Here is a 21,348-nt window from a genome sequence, read left to right on the forward strand (position 1 = left end):
CGCGCACCCATGGACCCGCTGTTCTTCAAGCTGGTGCGCGTGGTCAACCTGACGGCGCGGCCCTTCCACGAACGCGTGGGCCGCGAGCACCAGCTCACGCTCAACGAGTGGCGCACGATGGCGGTGCTGGGCGCGCAGCCCGGGCTCACCGCCTCGCAGGTGGCCGACCAGACGGGTCTCGACAAGATGGCGGTGAGCCGCGCTCTGGCCGGCCTGAAGCGCCACCGGCGCGTGCAGTGCCGCGAGGATCCGACCGACCAGCGCCGCAGCCGGCTGCACCTCACGGCCGCCGGCAAGGCGCTGCACGAGACGGTGGGCGCGCTCGGGCGCGAGCGCGAGGCCGCGCTGTTCGCCGGCATCGACGCCGCGGAACTGGCACGGCTGGGCGCGACGCTGGACCGGCTCACCGAGGCCGTGCAGCGCGCCGACTGAGGGCCCGGCTCAGGCCGCGAAACCGCCGTCGATGTTGAGCCCCGCGCCGGTCACGAACGCGGCCTCGGGGCTCGCGAGGTAGGCCACCATGCCCGCGATCTCGTCGGCGTGGCCGTGGCGGTCGAGCGCCATGAAGCTGTGCATGGTCGCGGCCATCGGGCCGTTGGCCGGGTTCATGTCGGTATCGACCGGGCCGGGCTGCACGTTGTTGACCGTGATGCCGCGCGGGCCGAGGTCGCGCGCCAGGCCCTGCACCAGGCCGGTGAGCGCCGACTTGCTCATGGCGTAGATGCTGCCGCCCGCGAAGGGCATGCGCTCGGCGTTGGTGCTGCCGATGTTGACGATGCGCCCGCCGCTGCCCATGTGCGCCAGCGCGGCCTGGATGGCGACGAACACGGCGCGCACGTTGACGGCGATGGTGCGGTCGAAATCGGCCAGCGTGAGCTGGTCGACCGGGCCCAGGTGCAGCACGCCGGCGCTGTTGACCAGGATGTCGATGCGGCCGCCGAAGTGGCGCGCCGCCTGGTCGATGCCGGCCTTGAGCGCCTCGGCATCGGCGCTGTCGATCTGCAGCGCGAGCGCGCGGCCGCCCTCGGCCTCGAGGCTGCGCGCGAGTTCCTCGGCGACGGCCTGCGAGCTGCTGTAGCTGAAGGCCACGGCGGCGCCGTCGCGCGCCAGGCGGCGCACGATGGCCGCGCCGATGCCGCGCGAGCCGCCGGTGACGAAGGCGACCTTGCCGGCGAGGACGGGGGTCGGGGAGGTGGTGGTGGAGGTCATGGTTTTTTCCTGGTGAGTGGTGTTGGAAGGCCTCCAGTCTCTGCCTTCGATTGCGTTTGCGGTAGCCATCAATCGGTCCCATCAAATTCAACCATTGGTTGAAAATGGCGCGATGGAACCGCTCAACCATCTCGCTTCCTTCGTGCAGAGCGCCGAGGGCGGCAGCTTCTCGGCCGCCGCGCGCCGCCTCGGGCTCACGCCGGCCGCGGTCAGCAAGAACGTGGCGCGGCTGGAGGCGCGGCTCGGCGTGCGGCTGTTCCAGCGCAGCACGCGCCGGCTCACGCTGACCGAGGGCGGCGAGCGCTTCCTGGCGCAGATCGGCGGCGCGCTCGCGACCCTGCAGGAGGCGGTCGCCGGCATCGACAAGGACGACGGCCAGCCCTCGGGCACGCTCAAGGTCAGCATGGGCCAGGCCTTCGGCCGCACCCACGTGCTGCCGATGATGGGCGACTTCCTCGCGCGCTACCCGGCGATCGTGCCGGACTGGCATTTCGACAACCTGCAGGCCGACCTCGTCGGCGAGGGCTTCGACGCGGCCATCGGCGGCGGCTTCGAGCTGTCGGCCGGGCTGGTGGCGCGCGAGCTGGCGCGCATTCACGTGGTGGCGGTGGCAGCGCCGGCCTACATGGCGCAGCGGCGGATGCCGCGCCATCCGTCGGAGCTGGCGGCGCTCGACGCGCTGGTGCGCCGCTCCTCGCCCACGGGCCGGCTGCGCAGCTGGACGCTGCGGCATGCGCGCGGCGCGGCGAAGGAGGCGGAGGTCACGGTCGAGCTGCCGCGCCCGCGCGCGATCTTCAACGACCCCGAGGCCATCGCGCAGGCGGCGCTGATGGGGCTGGGCGTGGCGATGCTGCCGATGCCCTTCGTGGAACAGGGACTGCGCGACGGCAGCCTGCTGCGGCTGCTGCCCGAGTGGCACCACGACGCGGGCGCGGTCTGGCTCTACTACCCGAGCAAGAAGCTGCTGCCGCCGAAGACGCGGGCCTTCGTCGACTTCGTGCTCGAGCGGTTCCGTGAGGAGCGGTTTGCGCAGCGCATGCAGGTGGGCTGAGCGCCGCGCCGGGCCGCCCCAAGCAAGCTCGCACCGCAGTGCGAAGCACGAAGGTGCTCCATTGAGCCGCGCCCGGGGTTTTCACCCGCGACGGGCACGGCACGCGCCTGTACAAAGGCGCGCATGACTTCTTCTCACTTTCACTTCCCGTTCCGGCGTGCGCTGCTCGCCGCCTCGGTCGCCGCCGCCGCGACGCTGCTCGCCGCCCCCTCGTGGGCGCAAGGCACCTGGCCCACCAAGCCGGTGCGCATCGTCGTGCCCTTCGCCGCGGGCGGCACCACCGACATCCTCGCGCGCGCGATCGCGCCCGAGCTCTCCAAGGCCTTCGGCCAGCAGTTCATCGTCGACAACCGCGCGGGCGCGGGCGGCAACCTGGGCGCGGAGATCGTCGCGCGCGCGCCGAACGACGGCTACACGCTGCTGATGGGCACGGTGGGCACGCACGGCATCAACCGCGCGCTCTATCCGAAGCTGCCCTTCGACCCGATCAAGGACTTCGCGCCGATCACCATGGTGGCCGCCGTGCCGAACGTGATGGAGATGAACGCCGAGAAGGCCAAGACGCTCGGCATCCACAACGTGCAGGACTTCATCAAGTACAGCAAGGCCAACCCCGGCAAGTTCAACATGGCCTCGAGCGGCAGCGGCACCTCGATCCATCTCGCGGGCGAGCTGTTCAAGAGCATGACGGGCACCTTCATGGCCCACATCCCCTACAAGGGCTCGGGCCCGGCCCTGCTCGACATGGTGGCCGGCAACGCCGACGTGATGTTCGACAACCTGCCCTCGTCGATGGCGCAGATCAAGGCCGGCAAGCTCACGGCACTGGCCGTGACCAGCGCGCAGCGCTCGCCCGCGCTGCCCGACGTGCCGACGGTGGAAGAGGCCGGCGGCCCGACGCTCAAGGGCTTCGAGGCCAGCTCGTGGTTCGGGCTGCTGGCGCCGGCGGGCACCTCGCCCGAGATCGTCAACCGCATCCAGCAGGAAGTCGCCAAGTCGCTCGGCACGGCGGCGATCAAGGAGAAGATGCTGGCGCAGGGCGCGATCCCGAGCGGCAACACGCCGGCCGACTTCACGAAGCTCATCGCGAGCGAGCACGTGAAGTGGGCGAAGGTGGTGAAGGATTCGGGCGCGAAGGTGGACTGAGGGAGTCCCGCCGAGTGAAGATTCAGCGCCCGTCCGTCGCGGACTGGCGCCGGACACCGGCCGCCGCGCGGCCGGTTGTCCGACCCGGACTCAGGTGGTCCAGGTCACGTCCTTGTTTTCGGCCAGCGATTCCTTGAGCATGTGCAGCAGCGGCGTGGCGCGCTGATGCAGCGCCACATGCTGTTTTTCGGCGTCGTGGGTGTGGTCCTCGACCGCGAATTCGTCATGGTTGTGGGTGTTGCTCTTCTCGCGTGCGAGCGCGGCCTCGATGGCCGAGATCGCCCCGGGAATCTGCTCGACCGTGATGATTCCTTGCGCGGAAGGCGACTTGCCGACGATGTCGAACAACTGGCGCGCGTGCGTCTCGAGCATCACGAAATCCGACGAGGCCCTGGACTGGAAACGATAGAGCATGGGGGTGTCCCTTTCACTTGTAGAGATGATCACGCGTGAAAGGGTACACCGATTGCGCACCGCGCAAAGTGCCGTGATCGACCTTGCCGTCGGGCTTGGTCGAGACCATCTGGTACAGGCCGATCCAGCCCTGCTCGAAGCTCATGGCCGAGCCCGCGAGGTAGAGCCGGTAGGCGCGCAGGATGCGCTCGGCGTTGGCGTGCTGGCGCTCGCTGCCGCCGTTGCGCAGCACGGCGCGCGCGGTCTCGAGCTGCGCCTCGAGCGCGTCGGACCAGGCCCACAGCGTGCGCGCGTAGTGCGGCCGCAGGCTCTCGACGTCGACGATCTCCAGGCCGGCGGCCGCGGTCTCGCGCAGCACGTGCGTGACGTGCAGCAGCTCGCCGCCCGGGAAGATGTACTTCTCGATGAAGTCGCCCATGCCGTTGCCGAGTTGGCGGTAGTTGAGCTGGCCCGAGGTGATGCCGTGGTTCATCAGCAGGCCGCCGGGTGCCAGCAATGAATGGATCTTGGCGAAGTAGGTCGGCATGTTGGCCGCGCCCACGTGCTCGAACATGCCCACCGAGGAGATCTTGTCGAACGGCCGCTCGGCCGACAGCTCGCGGTAGTCGCGCAGCTCGACGCGCACGCGGCCCGTGAGGCCCTTCTCCTCGATCAGGCGCTGCACGTGCGCATGCTGGTTGCGCGACAGCGTGATGCCGGTGGCGTCGACGCCGTAGTGCTCGGCCGCCCACAGCAGCAGGCCGCCCCAGCCCGAGCCGACGTCGAGGTAGCGCTCGCCGGGCTTGAGCATCAGCTTGCGGCAGATGTGGTCGAGCTTGGCTTCCTGCGCCTGCGCCAGCGTGAGGTCGGGCGTTGCGTAGTAGGCGCACGAGTAGACCCGGCGCGGGTCGAGCCACAGCGCGTAGAAGTCGTCGGAGACGTCGTAGTGGAACTCGATCTGGGCGGCGTCCTTGCGCAGCGAGTGCGAGCCGCGCGACTTGGCCAGGTGCTGCAGGCGGCTCCACCATCCGGTGTCGGTCTCGGCCGGGTTGCCGGGCAGCAGCCCGACGGTGGCGTCGATCAGGTCGCGCATCGCGCCCTCGATCTGCACCTTGCCCTCGACGTAGGCCTCGCCGATCGCGCCTACCTGTCGGCCTGCGAGCTTGGCCAGGGCGGACCATTCCGAGAAAGCCAGCGTGACACGCGAACCGGCTGCCGCCACCCGTCGCCCATCGGGCAATTGCAGTGCCACGGGCACGGGAAGCGAAGCCAGCTGCGACTCGATCTTGGGTATCAAGCTTTGCATGGGCCGCATGGTATTGATTTTTCGAGCTTCTTGCATGCGGTTGCATCGGGCGGCCCGGATCGCATCGCGGGGACGCCGGCCGGCGCCAGCGCCGGCGGGCCCGATGTGCTTCGGGAAAATCCGTTTGACACCAGATTGTTTATGTCTAAACTATTCAACCATGAACAGCATCGCCCACGCCCCGTCCATGGACCTCCAACGCATCCTGTGCATCGGCGGCGGGCCCGCCGGCCTGTACTTCGCGCTGCTGATGAAGGCGCGCAACCCGGCCCTGCAGATCACGGTGGTGGAGCGCAACCGGCCCTTCGACACCTTCGGCTGGGGCGTGGTGCTCAGCGACCAGACGCTCGCGAACCTGCGCGCGGCCGACGCCGAGTCCGCCGCGCTGATCGGCGACGACTTCCACCACTGGGACGACATCCAGGTCTTCTTCAAGGGCCGCCAGGTGCGCTCGGGCGGCCACGGCTTCTGCGGCATCGGCCGCAAACGGCTGCTCAACATCCTGCAGGAGCGCTGTCTCGCGCTCGGCGTCGAGCTGGTGTTCGAGACCGACGTGACCGACGACCAGGCGCTGGCCGCGAAGTACGAGGCCGACCTGGTGATCGCGAGCGACGGCCTCAACAGCCGCATCCGCCAGCGCTATGCCGACGTGTTCCAGCCCGACATCGACCTGCGCCAGTGCCGCTTCGTCTGGCTCGGCACGCACCAGACCTTCGACGCCTTCACCTTCGCCTTCGAACAGACCGAGCATGGCTGGTTCCAGGCCCACGCCTACCAGTTCGACAAGGACACCTCGACCTTCATCGTCGAGACGCCCGAGGCCGTGTGGCAGGCCCACGGCCTCGACAGGATGGAGCAGCCCGAGGCGATCGCCTTCTGCGAGAAGCTGTTCGCGAAGTACCTCGGCGGCCACACGCTGATCAGCAACGCCACGCACCTGCGCGGCTCGGCCAACTGGATCCGCTTCCCGCGCGTGGTGTGCGAGCACTGGACGCACCGCGTCGATGTCGGCGGCCGCTCGGTGCCCGTGGTGCTGATGGGCGACGCCGCGCACACGGCGCACTTCTCGATCGGCTCGGGCACCAAGCTCGCGCTCGAAGACGCGATCGACCTGGCCAACGAATTCGCGGCCGGCGGCAGCACCGACCAGGTGCTCGAGCAGTACGAGGCGCGCCGCAGCGTCGAGGTGCTCAAGATCCAGAACGCCGCGCGCAACTCCACCGAATGGTTCGAGAACGTGCCGCGCTACACCGGCATGGAGATCGAGCAGTTCGCCTATTCGCTGCTCACGCGCTCGCAGCGCATCAGCCACGAGAACCTGCGGCTGCGCGACACGAAGTGGCTCGGCGGCTACGAGCAGTGGCTGGCCGGCGGCAAGGCCGTCGCGCCGATGCTGATGCCGCTCAAGGTGCGCGGCCTCGAGCTCAAGAACCGCATCCTGGTGTCGCCGATGGCGACCTACAGCGCGGTCGACGGCGTGCCGCAGGACTTCCTGCTGGTGCACCTGGGCGCGCGCGCGCTCGGCGGCGCGGCGATGGTGTTCGTCGAGATGACCAGCCCCACGCCCGAAGGCCGCATCACGCCCGGCTGCACCGGCCTCTACAACGACGAGCAGCAGGCCGCGTTCAAGCGCATCGTCGATTTCGTGCACACGCAGTCGAGCGCGAAGATCGCGATGCAGCTCGGCCACAGCGGCCCCAAGGGCTCGACGCAGGTGGGCTGGGAAGGCACCGACGAGCCGCTGCCCAGCGGCAACTGGCCGCTGCTGGCCGCCAGCGCGCTGCCCTACGGCGAGCAGAACCAGCTGCCGGCCGCGATCACGCGCGCCGAGATGGACACGCTGCGCGAGCAGTTCGTGGCATCGACGCGCCGCGCGGCCGAGGCCGGCTTCGACTGGCTCGAGCTGCACTGCGCGCACGGCTACCTGCTGTCGGCCTTCATCAGCCCGCTGACCAACCTGCGCGAGGACGAGTACGGCGGCAGCCTCGAGAACCGCTGCCGCTATCCGCTCGAGGTGTTCCGCGCGATGCGCGCCGCCTGGCCGGCGGACAAGCCGATGAGCGTGCGCATCTCGGCCCACGACTGGGCACCGGGCGGCAACACCGATGCCGACGCGGTGGCGATCGCGCGCTTCTTCAAGGACGCGGGCGCCGACTTCATCGACGTCTCCTCGGGCCAGACCACGCGCGCCGCCAAGCCGGTCTACGGCCGCATGTACCAGACGCCGTTCGCCGACCGCATCCGCAACGAGGTCGGCATCTCGACCATCGCCGTGGGCGCGATCACCGAGGCCGACCAGGCCAACAGCATCATCGCGGCCGGCCGCGCCGACCTCTGCGCGATCGCGCGGCCGCACCTGGCCGACCCGGCCTGGACGCTGCACGAGGCCGCCAAGCTGCAGAGCCGCGCCGTCGAGTGGCCAAAGCAGTACCTGAGCGGGCGCGACCAGATGTACCGCGAGATCGCCAAGCAGCAGCAGATGGCGGCCGCCGCCACCGCCGCGATGGCCGCGGCACAGAGCGAAGAAACGCACTGATCGCCGGCAGCACCCCATGGACCTCGAAGCCCGCGCCCACGCCGAGCATCCCGAAGCGCTGCGGCTGTGGCTGCGCCTTCTGACCTGCACGCAGCTGATCGAGAAGGAAGTGCGCAACGGGCTGCGCGCGCAGTTCACCACCACGCTGCCGCGCTTCGACCTGATGTCGCAGCTCGAGCGCTCGCCCGAGGGGCTGAAGATGAACGAGCTGTCGCGCCGGATGATGGTGACCGGCGGCAACGTGACCGGCATCACCGACCAGCTCGTGACCGAGGGCCTGGTCGAGCGCGTCGACGTCGAGGGCGATCGCCGCGCCTGGCGCGTGCGGCTCACGCCGCGCGGCCGCAAGCTGTTCCACGAGATGGCGCAGCAGCACGAGGACTGGATCGTCGGGGCCTTCGCTGGCCTCACGGGCAAGGAGATCGCGCAGCTCCACAAGCTGCTCGGCAAGGTCAAGCAACACTCACAGAGCCAGACACTGGCGGAGGCCGAATGAAGCATTACATCGGTGCGGGAAATCCCATGCACGCGCAATTCGAAGCGAAGGCGGCCTATGCCGCGAAGCACTTCGCCTGGCACTACGACAACGGCGTGGGCACCATCACGCTGAACCGTCCCGAGCGCAAGAACCCGCTGACATTCGACTCGTACGCCGAGCTGCGCGACCTGTTCCGCGCGCTCAACTACGCGAGCGACGTGAAGGTGATCGTGGTCACGGGCGCGGGCGGCAACTTCTGCTCGGGCGGCGACGTGCACGAGATCATCGGCCCGCTGACCGGCATGCGCATGCCCGAGCTGCTCGAGTTCACGCGCATGACGGGCGACCTGGTGAAGGCGATCCGCGCCTGCCCACAGCCGATCGTCGGCGCGATCGACGGCGTGTGCGCCGGCGCCGGCGCGATGATCGCGCTGGCCTGCGATCTGCGCTACGGCTCGCCCGCCACGCGCACCGCCTTCCTGTTCACGCGCGTCGGCCTGGCCGGCGCGGACATGGGCGCCTGCGCGCTGCTGCCGCGCGTGATCGGCCAGGGCCGCGCTTCCGAGCTGCTGTTCACGGGCCGCGCGATGACCGCGCAGGAAGGCCATGCCTGGGGCTTCTTCAACGCGCTGCACGAGAGCGACGCGCTGCTCGAGGCCGCGACCAAGATGGCGCGCGAGCTGGCCGAGGGCCCGAGCTTCGCGCACGGCATGACCAAGACCATGCTGGCGCAGGAATGGTCGATGACCATCGACCAGGCGATCGAGGCCGAGGCGCAGGCGCAGGCGATCTGCATGCAGACCGAGGACTTCCGCCGCGCCTACGAGGCCTTCGCGGCCAAGCGCAAGCCGGTGTTCGGCGGGGACTGAGGCCATGGCGAAGATCCCGGCTCCTCCTTCCACCGCGCACCTGGCGCTGCCCTTCTTCGACGAGGCGCACCGCGCCCTCGCGAGCGACCTGCTGCCCTGGTGCGCCGCGCAGGAGGTCGACGAACGCGACGACCGCGCGGCCTGCCGCGAATGGGTGCGCCGCCTCGGCGACGGCGGCTGGCTGCGCTACGCGGTGCCCGGCAGCGCCGGCGGCGCGCTCGAACGCCTCGATTCGCGCGCGCTGGTGCTGCTGCGCGAAACCCTCGGCTACCACTCGCCGCTGGCCGACTTCGCGTTCGCGATGCAGGGCCTGGGCAGCGGCGCGATCACGCTCGCGGGCACGCCCGAGCAGCAGTCGCGCTACCTCGGCGCGGTCGGCAAGGGCGAGAAGATCGCGGCCTTCGCGCTGAGCGAGCCCGAGGCCGGCTCCGACGTGGCCGCCATGGCCATGCGCGCCGAACCCACGGCCGACGGCTGGCGCCTGAACGGCAGCAAGACCTGGATCAGCAACGGCGGCATCGCCGACTTCTACTGCGTGTTCGCCAAGACCGATCCCGCGGGCGGCACGCGCGGCATCACGGTGTTCATCGTCGATGCGACCACGCCCGGCCTCGACACCTCCGAGCACATCGACGTGATGGCGCCGCATCCGCTGGCCACCCTGCGTTTCGACGACTGCGTGGTGCCGCGCGGCGCCCAGCTCGGCGAACTGAACGGCGGCTTCAAGCTCGCGATGCGCACGCTCGACATCTTCCGCGCCTCGGTGGCCGGTGCCGCGCTCGGCATGGGCCGGCGCGCGCTGGCCGAGGCGATCTCGCATGCGAAGAACCGCCGCATGTTCGGCCAGACGCTGGCCGACTTCCAGCTCACGCAGGCCAAGCTCGGCGAGATGGCGGCGCTGATCGACGGCGCGGCGCTGCTGACCTACCGCGCGGCCTGGATGCGCGACGAGGCCGAGCAGCGCGGCGGCGCGCCGGTGGGCGACGTGTCGGCCGCGGCCGCGATGGCCAAGATGGCCGCGACCGAGAACGCCAGCCGCGTCATCGACATGGCGCTGCAGATGCATGGCGGCCTCGGCGTCAAGGTCGGCACCAAGATCGAGGCCCTCTACCGCGACATCCGTTCGCTGCGCATCTACGAGGGCGCGACGGAAGTGCAGCAACTGATCATCGGCAAATCCGTACTGCGGGGATGAACACCGTGACCGCTCCATCCGCCCAAGTCGACCGCTTCGTGCACGACCGGCTGCCGCCGGCGGCGCAGCTGCCGGTCTTCCGCTACGACCGGCCCGAACTGCAACTGCCCGACCAGCTCAACCTGGTCGAGGAGCTGCTCGACAAGGCGCCCGCCAAGGGCTTCGGCGACCGGCCGCTGCTGCGCTCGCCGCAAGGCACGCTCAGCTATTCGCAGGCCGCCATCCAGGTCAACCGCATCGCGCAGGTGCTGACCGAGGACCTGGGCCTGGTGCCCGGCAACCGCGTGCTGCTGCGCGGCGGCAACTCGGTGGCCATGGCGCTGGCCTGGCTCGCGGTGGTGAAGGCCGGACTGATCGCCGTCGCGACCATGCCGCTGCTGCGCGCCAAGGAGCTCGGCGACATCATCGAGAAGTCGCAGCCGGTGGCCGCGCTGTGCGACGGCCGGCTGCTCGACGAGCTGGTGGCCGCGCAGCAGGCGCACCCGGTGCTCGCCGACATCATCGCCTTCAACCAGCCCGATGCGCCCGATTCGCTGTCGGCGCGCGCGGCCGCCAAGAGCGGCATCTTCGAGGCCTGCCCCACGGCGGCCGACGACATCGCGCTGCTGGCCTTCACCTCGGGCACCACGGGCAAGCCGAAGGCGCCCGTGACCACGCACCGCGACGTGCTCGCCATGTGCGAGACCTGGCCGCGCCACGTGCTGCAGGCGCGGCCCGACGACGTGGTGGTGGGCTCGCCGCCGCTGGCCTTCACCTTCGGGCTCGGCGGGCTGCTGGTGTTTCCGATGTACGCGGGCGCCTCGATCTACTTCCCCGACGCGCCCTTCACGCCCGAAGGCCTGGTGAAGCTGATCAACGAGGTCGGCGCGACCATCTGCTACACCGCCCCGACCTTCTACCGCCAGATGGCGCCGTTCGTGAAGCAGCACGGCGCGCCCACGCTGCGCATCAGCGTGAGCGCGGGCGAGGCCCTGCCCGATGCCACGCGCCAGCTCTGGAAGGAGGCCACCGGCCTCGAGATGCTCGACGGCATCGGCGGCACCGAAGTGTTCCACATCTACATCTCGGCCGCGGGCGACGAGGTGCGCCGCGGCGCCGTCGGCAAGGCCGTGCCGGGCTTCATCGCCAAGGTGGTCGATGCCGAGGGCAACGAGGTGCCGCGCGGCACGGTCGGCAAGCTGGCGCTGCAGGGCCCGGTGGGCTGCCGCTATCTCGACGACGCGCGCCAGGCCGACTACGTGAAGAACGGCTGGAACTATCCGGGCGATTCCTTCGTCCAGGACGACGACGGCTATTTCTTCTACCAGGCGCGCGCCGACGACATGATCATCACCGCCGGCTACAACGTCGGCGGCCCCGAGGTCGAGGACGCGCTGCTCAAGCATCCGGCCGTGGCCGAATGCGGCGTGATCGGCAAGCCCGATGCCGACCGCGGCATGATCGTCAAGGCCTTCTGCGTGCTCAAGCCCGGACAGACCGGCGATGCCGGCCTCGTGAAGGCGCTGCAGGACCACGTGAAGGCCACGATCGCGCCGTTCAAGTACCCGCGCGAGATCGAGTTCGTGTCCGTGCTGCCACGCACCGAAACCGGCAAGCTGCAACGCTTCAAACTGAGACAAACCGAAGACAACAGGTCCACCACATCATGATCAAACTCTTGCAGCCTCCGGGCTGGTTGCCCCCCAAGGGCTATGCGAATGGCGTCGCGGCGCGCGGCACCATGGTGTTCGTCGGCGGACAGATCGGCTGGAATGCCCAGCAGCAGTTCGAGTCGGACGACTTCATCGACCAGTGCGGCCTGGCGCTGCGCAACATCGTCGAGGTGCTGCGCGAGGCCGGTGCCGGTCCCGAGCACATGGTGCGCATGACCTGGTACGTGGTCGACCGCGACGAGTACAGCCGCCGGCTCGCCGAGCTCGGCCCGGTGTACCGCGATGCGATGGGCCGCAACTTCCCGGCCATGACCTGCGTGCAGGTCGCGGCGCTGGTGGAGCCGCGCGCGAAGATCGAGATCGAGGTCACGGCGGTCGTGCCGGACTGAAGGCAGAGGCAGGCGCCTCCAGCAACGACAAAGCCCTCTTGCGAGGGCTTTTCTTTTGGACGCGTGCTTCGCGTTGTTGCAACGCGCTTGCGAATCCTGAGCAGGAAAAGAAAAAGGGTCTTTCGTTTCCGAAAGACCCTTATCAATTTGGTTGCGCGAGCAAGATTTGAACTTGCGACCTTTGGGTTATGAGCCCAACGAGCTACCAGGCTGCTCCATCGCGCGGCAAGAGATAAATTATAGCACTTATTCGGCGGCGTTCTGGTCGGCCGCAGAAACTTCGCTCACTTCAGGGCGATCGACGAGTTCGACCAGCGCCATCGGCGCGTTGTCGCCCACGCGGAAACCCATCTTCAGGATGCGGGTGTAGCCACCGGGACGCGCGGCGAAGCGCGGGCCCAGTTCGCCGAACAGCTTCACGACGGAGTCGCGGCTGCGCAGGCGGTCGAAGGCCAGGCGCTTGTTGGCGACGGTGGGCTTCTTGGCGAGCGTGATCATTGGCTCGATGACGCGGCGCAGTTCCTTGGCCTTGGGGACCGTGGTCTTGATGACTTCGTGCTCGATGAGCGAGTTCATCATGTTCTGCAGCATCGCGAGGCGGTGCGAGCTGGTGCGGTTGAGTTTGCGGAGTCCGTGTCCGTGACGCATGGTGCTTTCCTTTGCTTTTTGAAGAACGGGCAGCCGTGTCAGGTACTGCCCGGTGCACTGGCCCTTTTCAGAGGGCCGTTAAAAAAATCAACGCTTGTCGAGGCCGGCCGGCGGCCAGCTTTCGAGCTTCATACCCAGGGTCAGGCCGCGCGAGGCGAGCACTTCCTTGATTTCGTTGAGCGACTTGCGACCCAGGTTCGGGGTCTTGAGCAGCTCGTTCTCGGTACGCTGGATCAGGTCGCCGATGTAGTAGATGTTTTCGGCCTTCAGGCAGTTGGCCGAACGCACGGTGAGCTCGAGCTCGTCGACCGGGCGCAGCAGGATCGGGTCGAACTGCTGTGCGCTGCGCGGTGCCGGTGCATCGAACGCGGCCAGTTCGCCGCCTTCGAGCTGCGCGAACACGGCGAGCTGCTCGACCAGGATCTTGGCCGAGGCGCGCACGGCGTCTTCGGCGGTGATCGCGCCGTTGGTCTCGATTTCGACCAGCAGCTTGTCGAGGTCGGTGCGCTGCTCGACGCGGGCGCTTTCGACGGTATAGCTCACGCGCTTCACGGGCGAGAACGAAGCATCGAGAACGATGCGGCCGATCGACTTGGTCGGCTCGTCGGCATAGCGGCGCATCGTGCCGGGCACGTAGCCGCGGCCCTTCTCGACCTTGATCTGCATGTCGAGCTTGCCGCCTTGCGACAGGTGAGCGATCACGTGGTCGGGATTGATGATCTCGACGTCGTGCGGGGTCTGGATGTCCGAGGCCAGGACCGGGCCTTCGCCGTCCTTGCGCAGGCTCAGCGTGACTTCATCGCGGTTGTGGAGCTTGAACACCACGCCCTTGAGGTTCAGCAGGATGTTGACGACGTCTTCCTGCACGCCATCGATCGACGAGTACTCGTGCAGAACGCCGGCGATCGTGACTTCGGTGGCCGAATAACCGACCATGGACGACAGCAGCACGCGACGCAGCGCGTTGCCGAGCGTGTGGCCGTAGCCGCGCTCGAAAGGCTCGAGCGTCACCTTGGCCTTGTTGGCCGCGAGTTGCTCGACCTGGATGGTCTTGGGTTTCAGCAGGGTGGTTTGCATGCAGACTTCCTCTCAATACCCCCGGCTCGTTACACCGGTAAGGCTGGTGAAGCGCCTGGCCCGCAGCGCGAGTGCGGCACGAACCAGGAACGTGAACAACAAAAACAGGACTCCCGCCGCCGCTTGCGCGGTGCGGGAGTGGAAATCAACGCGAATACAGTTCGACGATCAGCGATTCGTTGATGTCCGCAGCGAACTCGTCGCGGTCCGGGACCTTCTTGAAGGTGCCTTCGGCCTTGTCGGCGTTGACGTCGACCCAGCCGGGGATACCGACTTGCTGGGCGAGTTGCAGTGCTTCGACGACGCGGTTCTGCTTCTTCGACTTCTCGCGCACGGCGATCACGTCGCCGGTCTTCACCAGGTACGACGGGATGTTGACCGACTGGCCGTTCACCGTGATCGCCTTGTGCGACACGAGCTGGCGCGCTTCGGCGCGGGTCGAGCCGAAGCCCATGCGGTAGACGACGTTGTCCAGGCGCGACTCGAGCAGGAACAGCAGGTTGGCGCCGGTGTTGCCACGGCGACGATCGGCTTCTTCGAAGTAGCGGCGGAACTGCTTCTCGAGCACGCCGTACATGCGCTTGACCTTCTGCTTCTCACGCAGCTGCAGACCGTAGTCCGAGGTGCGCTGACCCGAGGTACGGCCGTGCTGGCCGGGCTTGGAGTCGAACTTGGCCTTGTCCTGGATCGAGCGGCGGGCGCTCTTCAGGAACAGGTCGGTGCCTTCGCGGCGGGAAAGTTTGGCCTTGGGGCCGAGGTAGCGTGCCACGTCTTTTCCTTTGTTTGCTGCCGCAGTCGCCTGCGGGAGCCATCGACAACAGAGTGCCGATGGCGGTGGGCTTAGTTAAAAAACAAATGCGCAGCCGCTTTGAAACGGCTGCGCCTGAGGGGGCTGACGCTCAGATGCGACGACGCTTCTGGGGACGGCAGCCGTTGTGCGGAACGGGCGTCACGTCGGCAATGGAATTGATCCGGATGCCGAGCGCAGCCAGTGCGCGCACCGACGATTCGCGACCGGGGCCGGGGCCCTTGATCTCGACGTCGAGGTTCTTGATGCCTTGTTCGACAGCAGCACGGCCGGCCACTTCGGAAGCGACCTGCGCGGCGAACGGGGTCGACTTGCGCGAGCCCTTGAAGCCCTGGCCACCCGACGAAGCCCACGACAGGGCGTTGCCCTGGCGATCGGTGATCGTGATGATGGTGTTGTTGAACGAGGCGTGCACGTGAGCGATGCCGTCCGCAACGTTCTTGCGAACCTTCTTGCGAACGCGCTGTGCGGCGTTGTTGGCAGGAGCTTTAGCCATGCTGTTTCAATCCTTACTTCTTCAGGGACTGCGCAGCCTTGCGCGGACCCTTGCGGGTGCGGGCATTGGTGCGCGTGCGCTGGCCGCGCATCGGCAGGCCGCGACGATGACGGAAGCCGCGGTAGCAGCCGATGTCCATCAAGCGCTTGATGTTCATCGTCGTCTCGCGGCGCAGGTCGCCTTCGATCGTGAACAAGGCGATCTGGTCGCGGATCTTTTCGAGATCGGCGTCCGTCAGATCCTTGATCTTCTTCGAATATTCGATGCCGCTCGCTTCGCAGATTTGACGGGCGCGGGTGCGACCGATACCGAAGATGGCGGTCAGGCCGATCTCAGCGTGCTTGTGCGGCGGAATGTTGATGCCAGCAATACGTGCCATGTGCGTCCTCTAATACTCTTTGATCAACCCTGGCGCTGCTTGTGGCGCGGGTCGGTACAGATCACGCGCACCACACCCTTGCGGCGGATGATCTTGCAATTACGGCAGATGGTTTTGACCGAAGCCGAAACTCTCATTTCATTCTCCTAAAACTCTGTTCAACCCGGCGGGCCAGTGCCCTGTGCCTTACGAAGTCTTGAAATTGGCCTTCTTCAGCAGCGACTCGTACTGCTGGGACATCATGTAGTTTTGGACCTGGGCCATGAAGTCCATCGTGACGACCACGATGATCAACAGGGAGGTACCGCCGAAATAGAACGGAACGTTGTATTTCAGGATCAGGAACTCGGGCAGCAGGCAGACGAAGGTGATGTACACCGCGCCGGCCAACGTCAGGCGAACCAGAATCTTGTCGATGTAGCGCGCCGTCTGGTCACCCGGGCGGATGCCCGGAATGAACGCACCGCTCTTCTTCAGGTTGTCGGCGGTCTCGCGGCTGTTGAACACGAGGGCCGTATAGAAGAAGCAGAAGAACACGATCGCGGCGGCATACAGCAGCACGTAGATCGGCTCGCCCGGGCGCAGCGCGCTGGCCACATCCTTGATCCAGCGGAACCCGCCTTCGCCGGTGCTGAACCAGCCCACCACCGTTGCCGGCAGCAGAATGATCGAGGACGCGAAGATCGGCGGAATCACACCGGCCATGTTCAGCTTCAGCGGCAGGTGCGACGACTGACCGCCATACACCTTGTTGCCGACCTGGCGCCGCGCATAGTTCACGAGGATCTTGCGTTGGCCGCGTTCGACGAACACCACGAAGTAGGTGACCAGCACCACCACCGCGACGATGAACAGCGCGATGATCACGTTCATGGCGCCGGTACGAACCAGCTCCAGCAGACCGCCGATGGCGTTCGGCAGACCGGCGGCGATACCCGCGAAGATCAGGATCGAGATGCCGTTGCCCAGGCCGCGTTCGGTGATCTGCTCGCCGAGCCACATCAGGAACATCGAACCTGCCGTCAGGCTCACCATGGCGGTGATCCGGAAGCCGAAGCCGGGCGAGATCACCAGGCCAGCCGACGACTCGAGCGCCACTGCGATGCTGAACGACTGGAACAGCGCCAGACCCAGTGCACCGTAACGGGTGTACTGCGTGATCTTGCGGCGACCGGCCTCGCCTTCCTTCTTCAATTGCTCGAAGCTCGGAAGCACGTAGGTCATCAGCTGCATGATGATCGACGCCGAGATGTACGGCATGATCCCCAGCGCAAACACCGTGAAACGCGACAGCGCGCCACCCGAGAACATGTTGAACAGGCTCAGGATGCCGCCCTGCTGCCCCTGGAACAACGCCGCGAGCTGGTCGGGGTTGATGCCGGGCACGGGAATGTGCGCGCCGATCCGGTAGACCACGAGCGCGAGCAGCAAGAAGACCAGCCGGCGACGCAGGTCACCGAACTTGCCCGTCTTTGCGATCGTTGCCGCGTTAGTTGCCACGAGGAGCTTCTTTCAGTCCGAAGGTCTGTCGATCAGGCGACGCTGCCGCCCGCCGCTTCGATCGCGGCCTTGGCACCAGCGGTGGCACCGACGCCCGTCAGCTTGACGGCCTTGGTGAGTTCGCCGGTCTTGATGATCTTCACCACCTTGGCGAGCTGGCCCACGAGGCCGGCTTGCTTCAGGGCGAGCACATCGACTTCGGCCAGGCCGAGCTGCTCGAGAGCAGCCAGCGTGACTTCGGCGTTGAACTTGAGCGTCTGCGACTTGAAGCCACGCTTCGGCAGGCGACGCTGCAGCGGCATTTGACCGCCTTCGAAGCCGACCTTGTGGAAACCGCCTGCGCGCGACTTCTGGCCCTTGTGACCGCGACCCGCGGTCTTGCCGATGCCGGAGCCGATACCGCGGCCAACGCGGCGCTTGGCGTGCTTGGCGCCATCCGCCGGCTTGATGCCATTGAGTTCCATATCAGTCTCTCTTACAGAACTTTGACCAGATAACTGATCTTGTTGATCATGCCGCGCACCGCGGGGGTGTCCTGCAGTTCGCTCACGCTGTTGAGCTTGCGCAGGCCCAGGCCACGAACGGTGGCACGGTGCGATTCCTTGGTGCCGATCGGGCTCTTGACCAATTGCACCTTCAGGGTTTGTTGTTGCGTCGTCATTTGAATGCTTCCTTCAGCCTTGCAAGAGCTCGCGCTCAGGCGAAGATTTCTTCGACGGTCAGGCCGCGCTTGGCAGCCACTGCGGACGCGGTCGTCGAATTCTTCAACCCGTCGAGCGTGGCGCGAACCATGTTGTAGGGATTCGACGAACCATGGCTCTTGGCCACGATGTCGGTGATGCCCAAGACTTCGAACACGGCGCGCATCGGGCCGCCGGCGATGATGCCGGTACCCTTGGGGGCCGGGTACATCACGACCGTGGAGGCGCCGTGGTGGCCCTGCACCTGGTGGTGCAGCGTGCCGTTCTTGATCGGAGCCTTGAACAGATTGCGACGGGCTTCTTCCATCGCCTTCTGCACGGCAGCGGGCACTTCCTTCGACTTGCCCTTGCCCATGCCGACGCGGCCATCGCCGTCACCGACCACGGTGAGTGCTGCGAAACCGAGGATACGACCACCCTTCACCACCTTGGTGACGCGGTTGATCGCGATCATCTTCTCGCGAAGACCGTCCTCGGGGCCTTCGTTCTGCGTTCTTGCCTGAATCTTTGCCATTTTGAATCTCGTGTCCGGTTAGAACTGCAGGCCGGCTTCGCGGGCGGCATCGGCCAGCGCCTTGACGCGGCCGTGGTACGCAAAACCTGCGCGGTCGAAGGCAACCTTCTCGACGCCGGCGGCCTTCGCCTTTTCGGCGATGCGCTTGCCGATGGCGGTGGCTGCAGCGGTGTTGCCGCCCTTGCCCGAGCCGCCGAGCGCGGTGCGCACTTCGGCTTCGGCGGTGGAGGCCGTGGCCAGCACCTTCGAGCCGTCGCCGGAGATGACGGTCGCGTAGATGTGCAGGTTGGTACGGTTCACCGTGAGGCGAGCCACACCCTGCGTCGCGATGCGGATGCGGGTCTGGCGCGAACGGCGGAGACGCTGTGCTTTTTTGGTCAACATCATTTTGCTGCCCCTTACTTCTTCTTGGTCTCTTTGATCACGATCTTCTCGTCCGCATAACGGATACCCTTGCCCTTGTAGGGCTCGGGCGGACGAACGGCACGGATCTCAGCGGCCACTTGGCCGACACGCTGGCGGTCGGCACCCTTGATCACGATTTCGGTCGGAGTCGCGGTGGCCACCGTGATGCCTTGCGGCATGTCGATGTTGACCGGGTGCGAGTAACCGACTTGCAGGTTCAACTTGGAACCCTGGGCGGCGGCCTTGTAGCCCACGCCAACCAGGTTGAGCTTCTTCTCGAAGCCCTTGGTCACGCCGACCACCATGTTGTTCACGAGCTGACGAATCGTGCCGCTCATCGCGTTGGCTTCACGCGAATCGTTGGCCGGCTCGAAGCTCAGCTTGCCGTCCTTGCTGACGACGTTGACCAGTGCGTTGCGCGCGAGGCTGAGCGAACCGCCCGTGCCCTTGACGCTGATCTGGTCTTCCTTGATCGACACATCCACGCCTTGGGGGATGGCGACCGGCGATTTTCCTACTCGGGACATTTCAGTGTTCTCCTCGATGTCTCGGTCAGGCGACGTAGCACAGCACTTCGCCACCGACACCGGAGGCGCGTGCCTTGCGGTCGGTCATCACGCCCTGGGGGGTCGTGACGATCGCAACGCCGAGGCCGTTCTGGACTTGCGGAATGGCAGTGCTGGACTTGTAGACGCGCAGGCCGGGGCGGCTCACGCGCTCGATGCGCTCGATGACCGGGCGACCAGCGTAGTACTTCAGCGAAATTTCGAGTTCGCTCTTGCCGGCTTCGGTCTTGACCTGGAAGCCGTCGATGTAGCCCTCGTCCTTCAGGACCTGCGCGATCGCGATCTTCACCTTGGAAGACGGGACCGACACAGTGGGCTTCGCCACCATCTGCGCGTTGCGGATACGCGTCAGCAGGTCGGCAATGGGATCACTCATGCTCATGTTGTTTGCTCCTGCCTGGCTTACCAGCTGGCCTTGATGACACCGGGGATGTCACCGTTGAAGGCCAGTTCGCGGATCTTGGCGCGGGCCAGACCGAATTGACGGAAGGTGCCGCGCGGACGACCGGTGATTTCGCAACGGTTGCGTTGACGCGTGGGGTTCGCGTTGCGCGGGAGCTTTTGCAGTGCCAGGCGGGCGGCTGCGCGCTCTTCTTCGGTCTTCTTGAGGTCGTTCGAGGCGGCCTTCAGTTCGGCGTGCTTGGCGGCGAACTTGGCAACCAGCTTGTCGCGCTTGAGTTCGCGCTGGATCAAAGATGCTTTAGCCACGAATCACCTCAGTTCTTGAACGGGAAACGGAAGCCGGCGAGCAGCGCCTTGGCTTCTTCATCGGTCTTGGCCGTCGTCGTGATGCTGATGTTCAGACCACGCAGGGCGTCGACCTTGTCGTACTCGATCTCGGGGAAAATGATCTGCTCTTTCACACCGATGTTGTAGTTGCCGCGACCGTCGAAGGCACGACCCGAGATACCGCGGAAGTCGCGAACGCGGGGCAGAGCCACCGTCACGAAGCGGTCCAGAAATTCGTACATCTGGACGCCGCGCAGCGTGACCATGCAGCCGATGGGTTGGTTCTCGCGGATCTTGAAACCGGCGATGGCCTTCTTCGACTTGGTGACCACGGGCTTCTGGCCGGCGATCTTGGTCAGGTCGGCGACGGCGTTATCGAGGACCTTCTTGTCGGCGACAGCTTCACCCACGCCCATGTTGAGCGTGATCTTGGTGAGGCGCGGGACCTGCATCGGCGAGACATAACCGAACTTCTCGGTCAGGTCCTTGGCGATCTTTTCGCGATAGTGTTGTTGGAGACGTGCCATCTGAGTACCTCTTAGGCGATCTTGATTTCTTCGCCGCTGGACTTGAAGACACGCACTGCGACGCGCTTGCCTTCGGCATCCTGGCTCACCTTGATGCCCACGCGATCGGCCTTGCCGGTCGCGGCATTGAAGATCGCCACGTTGGATTGGTGAATCGGCATGGCCTTCTCGACGATGCCACCGGTCGTGCCCTTGAGCGGGTTCGGCTTGGTGTGCTTCTTGACGAGGTTGATGCCTTCGACGAGCACGTGCGAGTCGTCCTTGCGCAGCGTCACGACGCCGCGCTTGCCCTTGTCGCGGCCGGCCAACACGATGACCTGGTCGCCTTTGCGAATCTTGTTCATGGCGTTGTTGTCCTTAGAGAACTTCGGGTGCCAGCGACACGATCTTCATGAACTTCTCGGTGCGCAGTTCGCGCGTCACCGGTCCGAAGATGCGGGTGCCGATCGGCTCCAGCTTGGCGTTGAGCAGCACGGCGGCATTGCCGTCGAACTTGACGAGCGAGCCGTCGCTGCGACGGATGCCCTTGGCGGTGCGCACGACCACTGCGCTGTAGATCTCGCCCTTCTTGACGCGACCACGCGGAGCGGCTTCCTTGATGCTGACCTTGATGACGTCGCCCACGCTGGCATAACGCCGCTTGGAGCCACCGAGCACCTTGATACACAGGACGGACTTCGCGCCTGTGTTGTCGGCCACTTCGAGCCGGGATTCAGTTTGGATCATTTCTTGATATTCCCAACTTGTACCAATGCGCGGCCCGGAGGGATTCGC

The 21,348-nt window shown here is 66.5% G+C and carries 29 protein-coding genes and 1 tRNA gene; 9 read left to right on the forward strand and 21 right to left on the reverse strand.

All coding sequences use genetic code 11. The features are described from left to right. Positions 1–9: 9 nt before the first annotated feature. Complete coding sequence (locus tag R0232_RS32655; RefSeq protein WP_093351101.1) at positions 10–432, forward strand: MarR family winged helix-turn-helix transcriptional regulator; 423 nt, start codon at positions 10–12, stop codon at positions 430–432. A gap of 9 nt (positions 433–441) precedes the next feature. Here the strand turns inward: R0232_RS32655 and R0232_RS32660 are convergent, their stop codons facing one another. After that, positions 442–1,209 carry an SDR family oxidoreductase gene (locus R0232_RS32660; RefSeq protein ID WP_431510719.1) on the reverse strand — a complete coding sequence of 256 codons (768 nt, stop codon included), beginning with the start codon at positions 1,207–1,209 and terminating at the stop codon, positions 442–444. 112 nt (positions 1,210–1,321) lie between these two features. Here R0232_RS32660 and R0232_RS32665 point away from each other — a divergent pair, with 112 nt between their 5' ends. Both R0232_RS32665 and R0232_RS32670 read left to right on the forward strand, forming a co-directional pair. Next, on the forward strand, positions 1,322–2,260 hold the full coding sequence (locus R0232_RS32665) for a LysR family transcriptional regulator (protein WP_208507714.1): 939 nt from the start codon (positions 1,322–1,324) through the stop codon (positions 2,258–2,260). Between the two features lie 123 nt (positions 2,261–2,383). Continuing rightward, positions 2,384–3,406, forward strand: coding sequence for a Bug family tripartite tricarboxylate transporter substrate binding protein (locus R0232_RS32670; protein ID WP_431510720.1), 1,023 nt, complete (start codon positions 2,384–2,386; stop codon positions 3,404–3,406). Positions 3,407–3,496: 90 nt separating this feature from the next. Here the strand turns inward: R0232_RS32670 and R0232_RS32675 are convergent, their stop codons facing one another. Both R0232_RS32675 and R0232_RS32680 read right to left on the reverse strand, forming a co-directional pair. Continuing rightward, a complete protein-coding gene (locus tag R0232_RS32675) occupies positions 3,497–3,820 on the reverse strand; it encodes a DUF1840 domain-containing protein (RefSeq protein ID WP_057593162.1) in 324 nt (107 codons plus the stop codon). 13 nt (positions 3,821–3,833) lie between these two features. Further along, complete coding sequence (locus R0232_RS32680) at positions 3,834–5,105, reverse strand: SAM-dependent methyltransferase (RefSeq protein ID WP_296780377.1); 1,272 nt, start codon at positions 5,103–5,105, stop codon at positions 3,834–3,836. A gap of 187 nt (positions 5,106–5,292) precedes the next feature. Between R0232_RS32680 and R0232_RS32685 the strand changes: the two genes are divergently transcribed. Genes R0232_RS32685 through R0232_RS32710 form a run of 6 tightly spaced genes read left to right on the forward strand, consistent with a single transcriptional unit; the run spans position 5,293 to position 12,224 of the window. After that, a complete protein-coding gene (locus tag R0232_RS32685) occupies positions 5,293–7,641 on the forward strand; it encodes a bifunctional salicylyl-CoA 5-hydroxylase/oxidoreductase (protein ID WP_431510721.1) in 2,349 nt (782 codons plus the stop codon). A 16-nt stretch (positions 7,642–7,657) separates the two neighbouring features. After that, on the forward strand, positions 7,658–8,137 hold the full coding sequence (locus tag R0232_RS32690; RefSeq protein ID WP_093351117.1) for a MarR family winged helix-turn-helix transcriptional regulator: 480 nt from the start codon (positions 7,658–7,660) through the stop codon (positions 8,135–8,137). Beyond that, positions 8,134–8,988, forward strand: coding sequence for an enoyl-CoA hydratase family protein (locus R0232_RS32695; RefSeq protein ID WP_057593158.1), 855 nt, complete (start codon positions 8,134–8,136; stop codon positions 8,986–8,988). The genes R0232_RS32690 and R0232_RS32695 overlap by 4 nt, the downstream gene beginning before the upstream one ends. A gap of 4 nt (positions 8,989–8,992) precedes the next feature. Next, entirely contained in the window at positions 8,993–10,183 is a 1,191-nt protein-coding gene (locus R0232_RS32700; RefSeq protein WP_296780367.1) for an acyl-CoA dehydrogenase family protein, read from the forward strand. Then, on the forward strand, positions 10,180–11,832 hold the full coding sequence (locus R0232_RS32705) for an AMP-binding protein (protein ID WP_431510722.1): 1,653 nt from the start codon (positions 10,180–10,182) through the stop codon (positions 11,830–11,832). The genes R0232_RS32700 and R0232_RS32705 overlap by 4 nt, the downstream gene beginning before the upstream one ends. Continuing rightward, entirely contained in the window at positions 11,826–12,224 is a 399-nt protein-coding gene (locus R0232_RS32710) for a RidA family protein (protein ID WP_093351655.1), read from the forward strand. The genes R0232_RS32705 and R0232_RS32710 overlap by 7 nt, the downstream gene beginning before the upstream one ends. A 148-nt stretch (positions 12,225–12,372) precedes the next feature. Here R0232_RS32710 and R0232_RS32715 read toward each other — a convergent pair. The 18 genes from R0232_RS32715 to rplN all read right to left on the reverse strand — a co-directional run bounded on the left by R0232_RS32715 (position 12,373) and on the right by rplN (position 21,300). Next, positions 12,373–12,449, reverse strand: a tRNA-Met gene (locus R0232_RS32715). A gap of 21 nt (positions 12,450–12,470) precedes the next feature. Next, positions 12,471–12,872, reverse strand: a complete 402-nt coding sequence (rplQ, locus tag R0232_RS32720; protein ID WP_093351125.1) for a 50S ribosomal protein L17 — start codon at positions 12,870–12,872, stop codon at positions 12,471–12,473. 87 nt (positions 12,873–12,959) lie between these two features. Next, positions 12,960–13,949: a DNA-directed RNA polymerase subunit alpha gene (locus R0232_RS32725; RefSeq protein ID WP_009124827.1), complete on the reverse strand. Its 990-nt coding sequence runs from the start codon at positions 13,947–13,949 to the stop codon at positions 12,960–12,962. A gap of 145 nt (positions 13,950–14,094) precedes the next feature. Then, on the reverse strand, positions 14,095–14,718 hold the full coding sequence (gene rpsD, locus R0232_RS32730; RefSeq protein ID WP_057593153.1) for a 30S ribosomal protein S4: 624 nt from the start codon (positions 14,716–14,718) through the stop codon (positions 14,095–14,097). A gap of 130 nt (positions 14,719–14,848) precedes the next feature. Next, a complete protein-coding gene (gene rpsK / locus R0232_RS32735) occupies positions 14,849–15,253 on the reverse strand; it encodes a 30S ribosomal protein S11 (protein WP_009124825.1) in 405 nt (134 codons plus the stop codon). 13 nt (positions 15,254–15,266) lie between these two features. After that, positions 15,267–15,632 (reverse strand): 30S ribosomal protein S13, encoded by a 366-nt coding sequence (gene rpsM, locus R0232_RS32740; protein WP_013544105.1) that lies wholly within the window; start codon positions 15,630–15,632, stop codon positions 15,267–15,269. Positions 15,633–15,655: 23 nt separating this feature from the next. Then, positions 15,656–15,769, reverse strand: a complete 114-nt coding sequence (gene rpmJ / locus R0232_RS32745; RefSeq protein WP_038201958.1) for a 50S ribosomal protein L36 — start codon at positions 15,767–15,769, stop codon at positions 15,656–15,658. 49 nt (positions 15,770–15,818) lie between these two features. Further along, a complete protein-coding gene (gene secY / locus R0232_RS32750) occupies positions 15,819–17,132 on the reverse strand; it encodes a preprotein translocase subunit SecY (RefSeq protein WP_057593152.1) in 1,314 nt (437 codons plus the stop codon). A gap of 32 nt (positions 17,133–17,164) precedes the next feature. Next, positions 17,165–17,596, reverse strand: coding sequence for a 50S ribosomal protein L15 (gene rplO / locus R0232_RS32755; RefSeq protein ID WP_093351127.1), 432 nt, complete (start codon positions 17,594–17,596; stop codon positions 17,165–17,167). A gap of 11 nt (positions 17,597–17,607) precedes the next feature. After that, a complete protein-coding gene (gene rpmD / locus R0232_RS32760) occupies positions 17,608–17,793 on the reverse strand; it encodes a 50S ribosomal protein L30 (RefSeq protein WP_009124818.1) in 186 nt (61 codons plus the stop codon). 35 nt (positions 17,794–17,828) lie between these two features. Further along, positions 17,829–18,347 (reverse strand): 30S ribosomal protein S5, encoded by a 519-nt coding sequence (gene rpsE, locus R0232_RS32765; RefSeq protein WP_093351130.1) that lies wholly within the window; start codon positions 18,345–18,347, stop codon positions 17,829–17,831. Between the two features lie 18 nt (positions 18,348–18,365). Beyond that, positions 18,366–18,731 (reverse strand): 50S ribosomal protein L18, encoded by a 366-nt coding sequence (gene rplR, locus R0232_RS32770; protein ID WP_057593190.1) that lies wholly within the window; start codon positions 18,729–18,731, stop codon positions 18,366–18,368. Positions 18,732–18,745: 14 nt separating this feature from the next. Beyond that, on the reverse strand, positions 18,746–19,279 hold the full coding sequence (gene rplF, locus R0232_RS32775) for a 50S ribosomal protein L6 (protein ID WP_093351132.1): 534 nt from the start codon (positions 19,277–19,279) through the stop codon (positions 18,746–18,748). A gap of 25 nt (positions 19,280–19,304) precedes the next feature. Then, entirely contained in the window at positions 19,305–19,700 is a 396-nt protein-coding gene (gene rpsH / locus R0232_RS32780; protein ID WP_093351135.1) for a 30S ribosomal protein S8, read from the reverse strand. Positions 19,701–19,720: 20 nt separating this feature from the next. After that, complete coding sequence (gene rpsN, locus R0232_RS32785) at positions 19,721–20,026, reverse strand: 30S ribosomal protein S14 (RefSeq protein WP_057593146.1); 306 nt, start codon at positions 20,024–20,026, stop codon at positions 19,721–19,723. A gap of 8 nt (positions 20,027–20,034) precedes the next feature. Beyond that, positions 20,035–20,574, reverse strand: coding sequence for a 50S ribosomal protein L5 (gene rplE / locus R0232_RS32790; protein ID WP_093351137.1), 540 nt, complete (start codon positions 20,572–20,574; stop codon positions 20,035–20,037). Between the two features lie 11 nt (positions 20,575–20,585). Beyond that, the gene (gene rplX, locus R0232_RS32795) at positions 20,586–20,918 is read right to left on the reverse strand and encodes a 50S ribosomal protein L24 (protein ID WP_057593144.1); all 333 of its coding nucleotides are present in this window, start codon (positions 20,916–20,918) and stop codon (positions 20,586–20,588) included. A gap of 13 nt (positions 20,919–20,931) precedes the next feature. Next, positions 20,932–21,300: a 50S ribosomal protein L14 gene (gene rplN, locus R0232_RS32800; protein WP_093351140.1), complete on the reverse strand. Its 369-nt coding sequence runs from the start codon at positions 21,298–21,300 to the stop codon at positions 20,932–20,934. Positions 21,301–21,348: the final 48 nt, after the last annotated feature.

It is taken from the genome of Variovorax sp. DAIF25, from assembly GCF_050711835.1.
Lineage (GTDB): Bacteria > Pseudomonadota > Gammaproteobacteria > Burkholderiales > Burkholderiaceae_C > Variovorax.

Bases quoted from the DNA above. Each gene is read 5' to 3' on its own strand.
- R0232_RS32700 (WP_296780367.1), top strand. From the start codon at position 8,993: ATGGCGAAGATCCCGGCTCCTCCTTCCACCGCGCACCTGGCGCTGCCC.
- R0232_RS32675 (WP_057593162.1), bottom strand. From the start codon at position 3,820: ATGCTCTATCGTTTCCAGTCCAGGGCCTCGTCGGATTTCGTGATGCTC.
- rplF (WP_093351132.1), bottom strand. From the start codon at position 19,279: ATGTCCCGAGTAGGAAAATCGCCGGTCGCCATCCCCCAAGGCGTGGAT.
- R0232_RS32680 (WP_296780377.1), bottom strand. From the start codon at position 5,105: ATGCAAAGCTTGATACCCAAGATCGAGTCGCAGCTGGCTTCGCTTCCC.
- R0232_RS32685 (WP_431510721.1), top strand. From the start codon at position 5,293: ATGGACCTCCAACGCATCCTGTGCATCGGCGGCGGGCCCGCCGGCCTG.
- rplN (WP_093351140.1), bottom strand. From the start codon at position 21,300: ATGATCCAAACTGAATCCCGGCTCGAAGTGGCCGACAACACAGGCGCG.
- rplE (WP_093351137.1), bottom strand. From the start codon at position 20,574: ATGGCACGTCTCCAACAACACTATCGCGAAAAGATCGCCAAGGACCTG.
- R0232_RS32660 (WP_431510719.1), bottom strand. From the start codon at position 1,209: ATGACCTCCACCACCACCTCCCCGACCCCCGTCCTCGCCGGCAAGGTC.
- R0232_RS32695 (WP_057593158.1), top strand. From the start codon at position 8,134: ATGAAGCATTACATCGGTGCGGGAAATCCCATGCACGCGCAATTCGAA.
- rplR (WP_057593190.1), bottom strand. From the start codon at position 18,731: ATGTTGACCAAAAAAGCACAGCGTCTCCGCCGTTCGCGCCAGACCCGC.
- rplQ (WP_093351125.1), bottom strand. From the start codon at position 12,872: ATGCGTCACGGACACGGACTCCGCAAACTCAACCGCACCAGCTCGCAC.
- rplX (WP_057593144.1), bottom strand. From the start codon at position 20,918: ATGAACAAGATTCGCAAAGGCGACCAGGTCATCGTGTTGGCCGGCCGC.
- rpmJ (WP_038201958.1), bottom strand. From the start codon at position 15,769: ATGAGAGTTTCGGCTTCGGTCAAAACCATCTGCCGTAATTGCAAGATC.
- rpsM (WP_013544105.1), bottom strand. From the start codon at position 15,632: ATGGCACGTATTGCTGGCATCAACATTCCGCCGCACAAGCACGCTGAG.
- R0232_RS32670 (WP_431510720.1), top strand. From the start codon at position 2,384: ATGACTTCTTCTCACTTTCACTTCCCGTTCCGGCGTGCGCTGCTCGCC.
- rplO (WP_093351127.1), bottom strand. From the start codon at position 17,596: ATGGAACTCAATGGCATCAAGCCGGCGGATGGCGCCAAGCACGCCAAG.
- R0232_RS32655 (WP_093351101.1), top strand. From the start codon at position 10: ATGGACCCGCTGTTCTTCAAGCTGGTGCGCGTGGTCAACCTGACGGCG.
- R0232_RS32665 (WP_208507714.1), top strand. From the start codon at position 1,322: ATGGAACCGCTCAACCATCTCGCTTCCTTCGTGCAGAGCGCCGAGGGC.
- rpsE (WP_093351130.1), bottom strand. From the start codon at position 18,347: ATGGCAAAGATTCAGGCAAGAACGCAGAACGAAGGCCCCGAGGACGGT.
- rpmD (WP_009124818.1), bottom strand. From the start codon at position 17,793: ATGACGACGCAACAACAAACCCTGAAGGTGCAATTGGTCAAGAGCCCG.
- R0232_RS32690 (WP_093351117.1), top strand. From the start codon at position 7,658: ATGGACCTCGAAGCCCGCGCCCACGCCGAGCATCCCGAAGCGCTGCGG.
- R0232_RS32725 (WP_009124827.1), bottom strand. From the start codon at position 13,949: ATGCAAACCACCCTGCTGAAACCCAAGACCATCCAGGTCGAGCAACTC.
- rpsH (WP_093351135.1), bottom strand. From the start codon at position 19,700: ATGAGCATGAGTGATCCCATTGCCGACCTGCTGACGCGTATCCGCAAC.
- R0232_RS32705 (WP_431510722.1), top strand. From the start codon at position 10,180: ATGAACACCGTGACCGCTCCATCCGCCCAAGTCGACCGCTTCGTGCAC.
- rpsK (WP_009124825.1), bottom strand. From the start codon at position 15,253: ATGGCTAAAGCTCCTGCCAACAACGCCGCACAGCGCGTTCGCAAGAAG.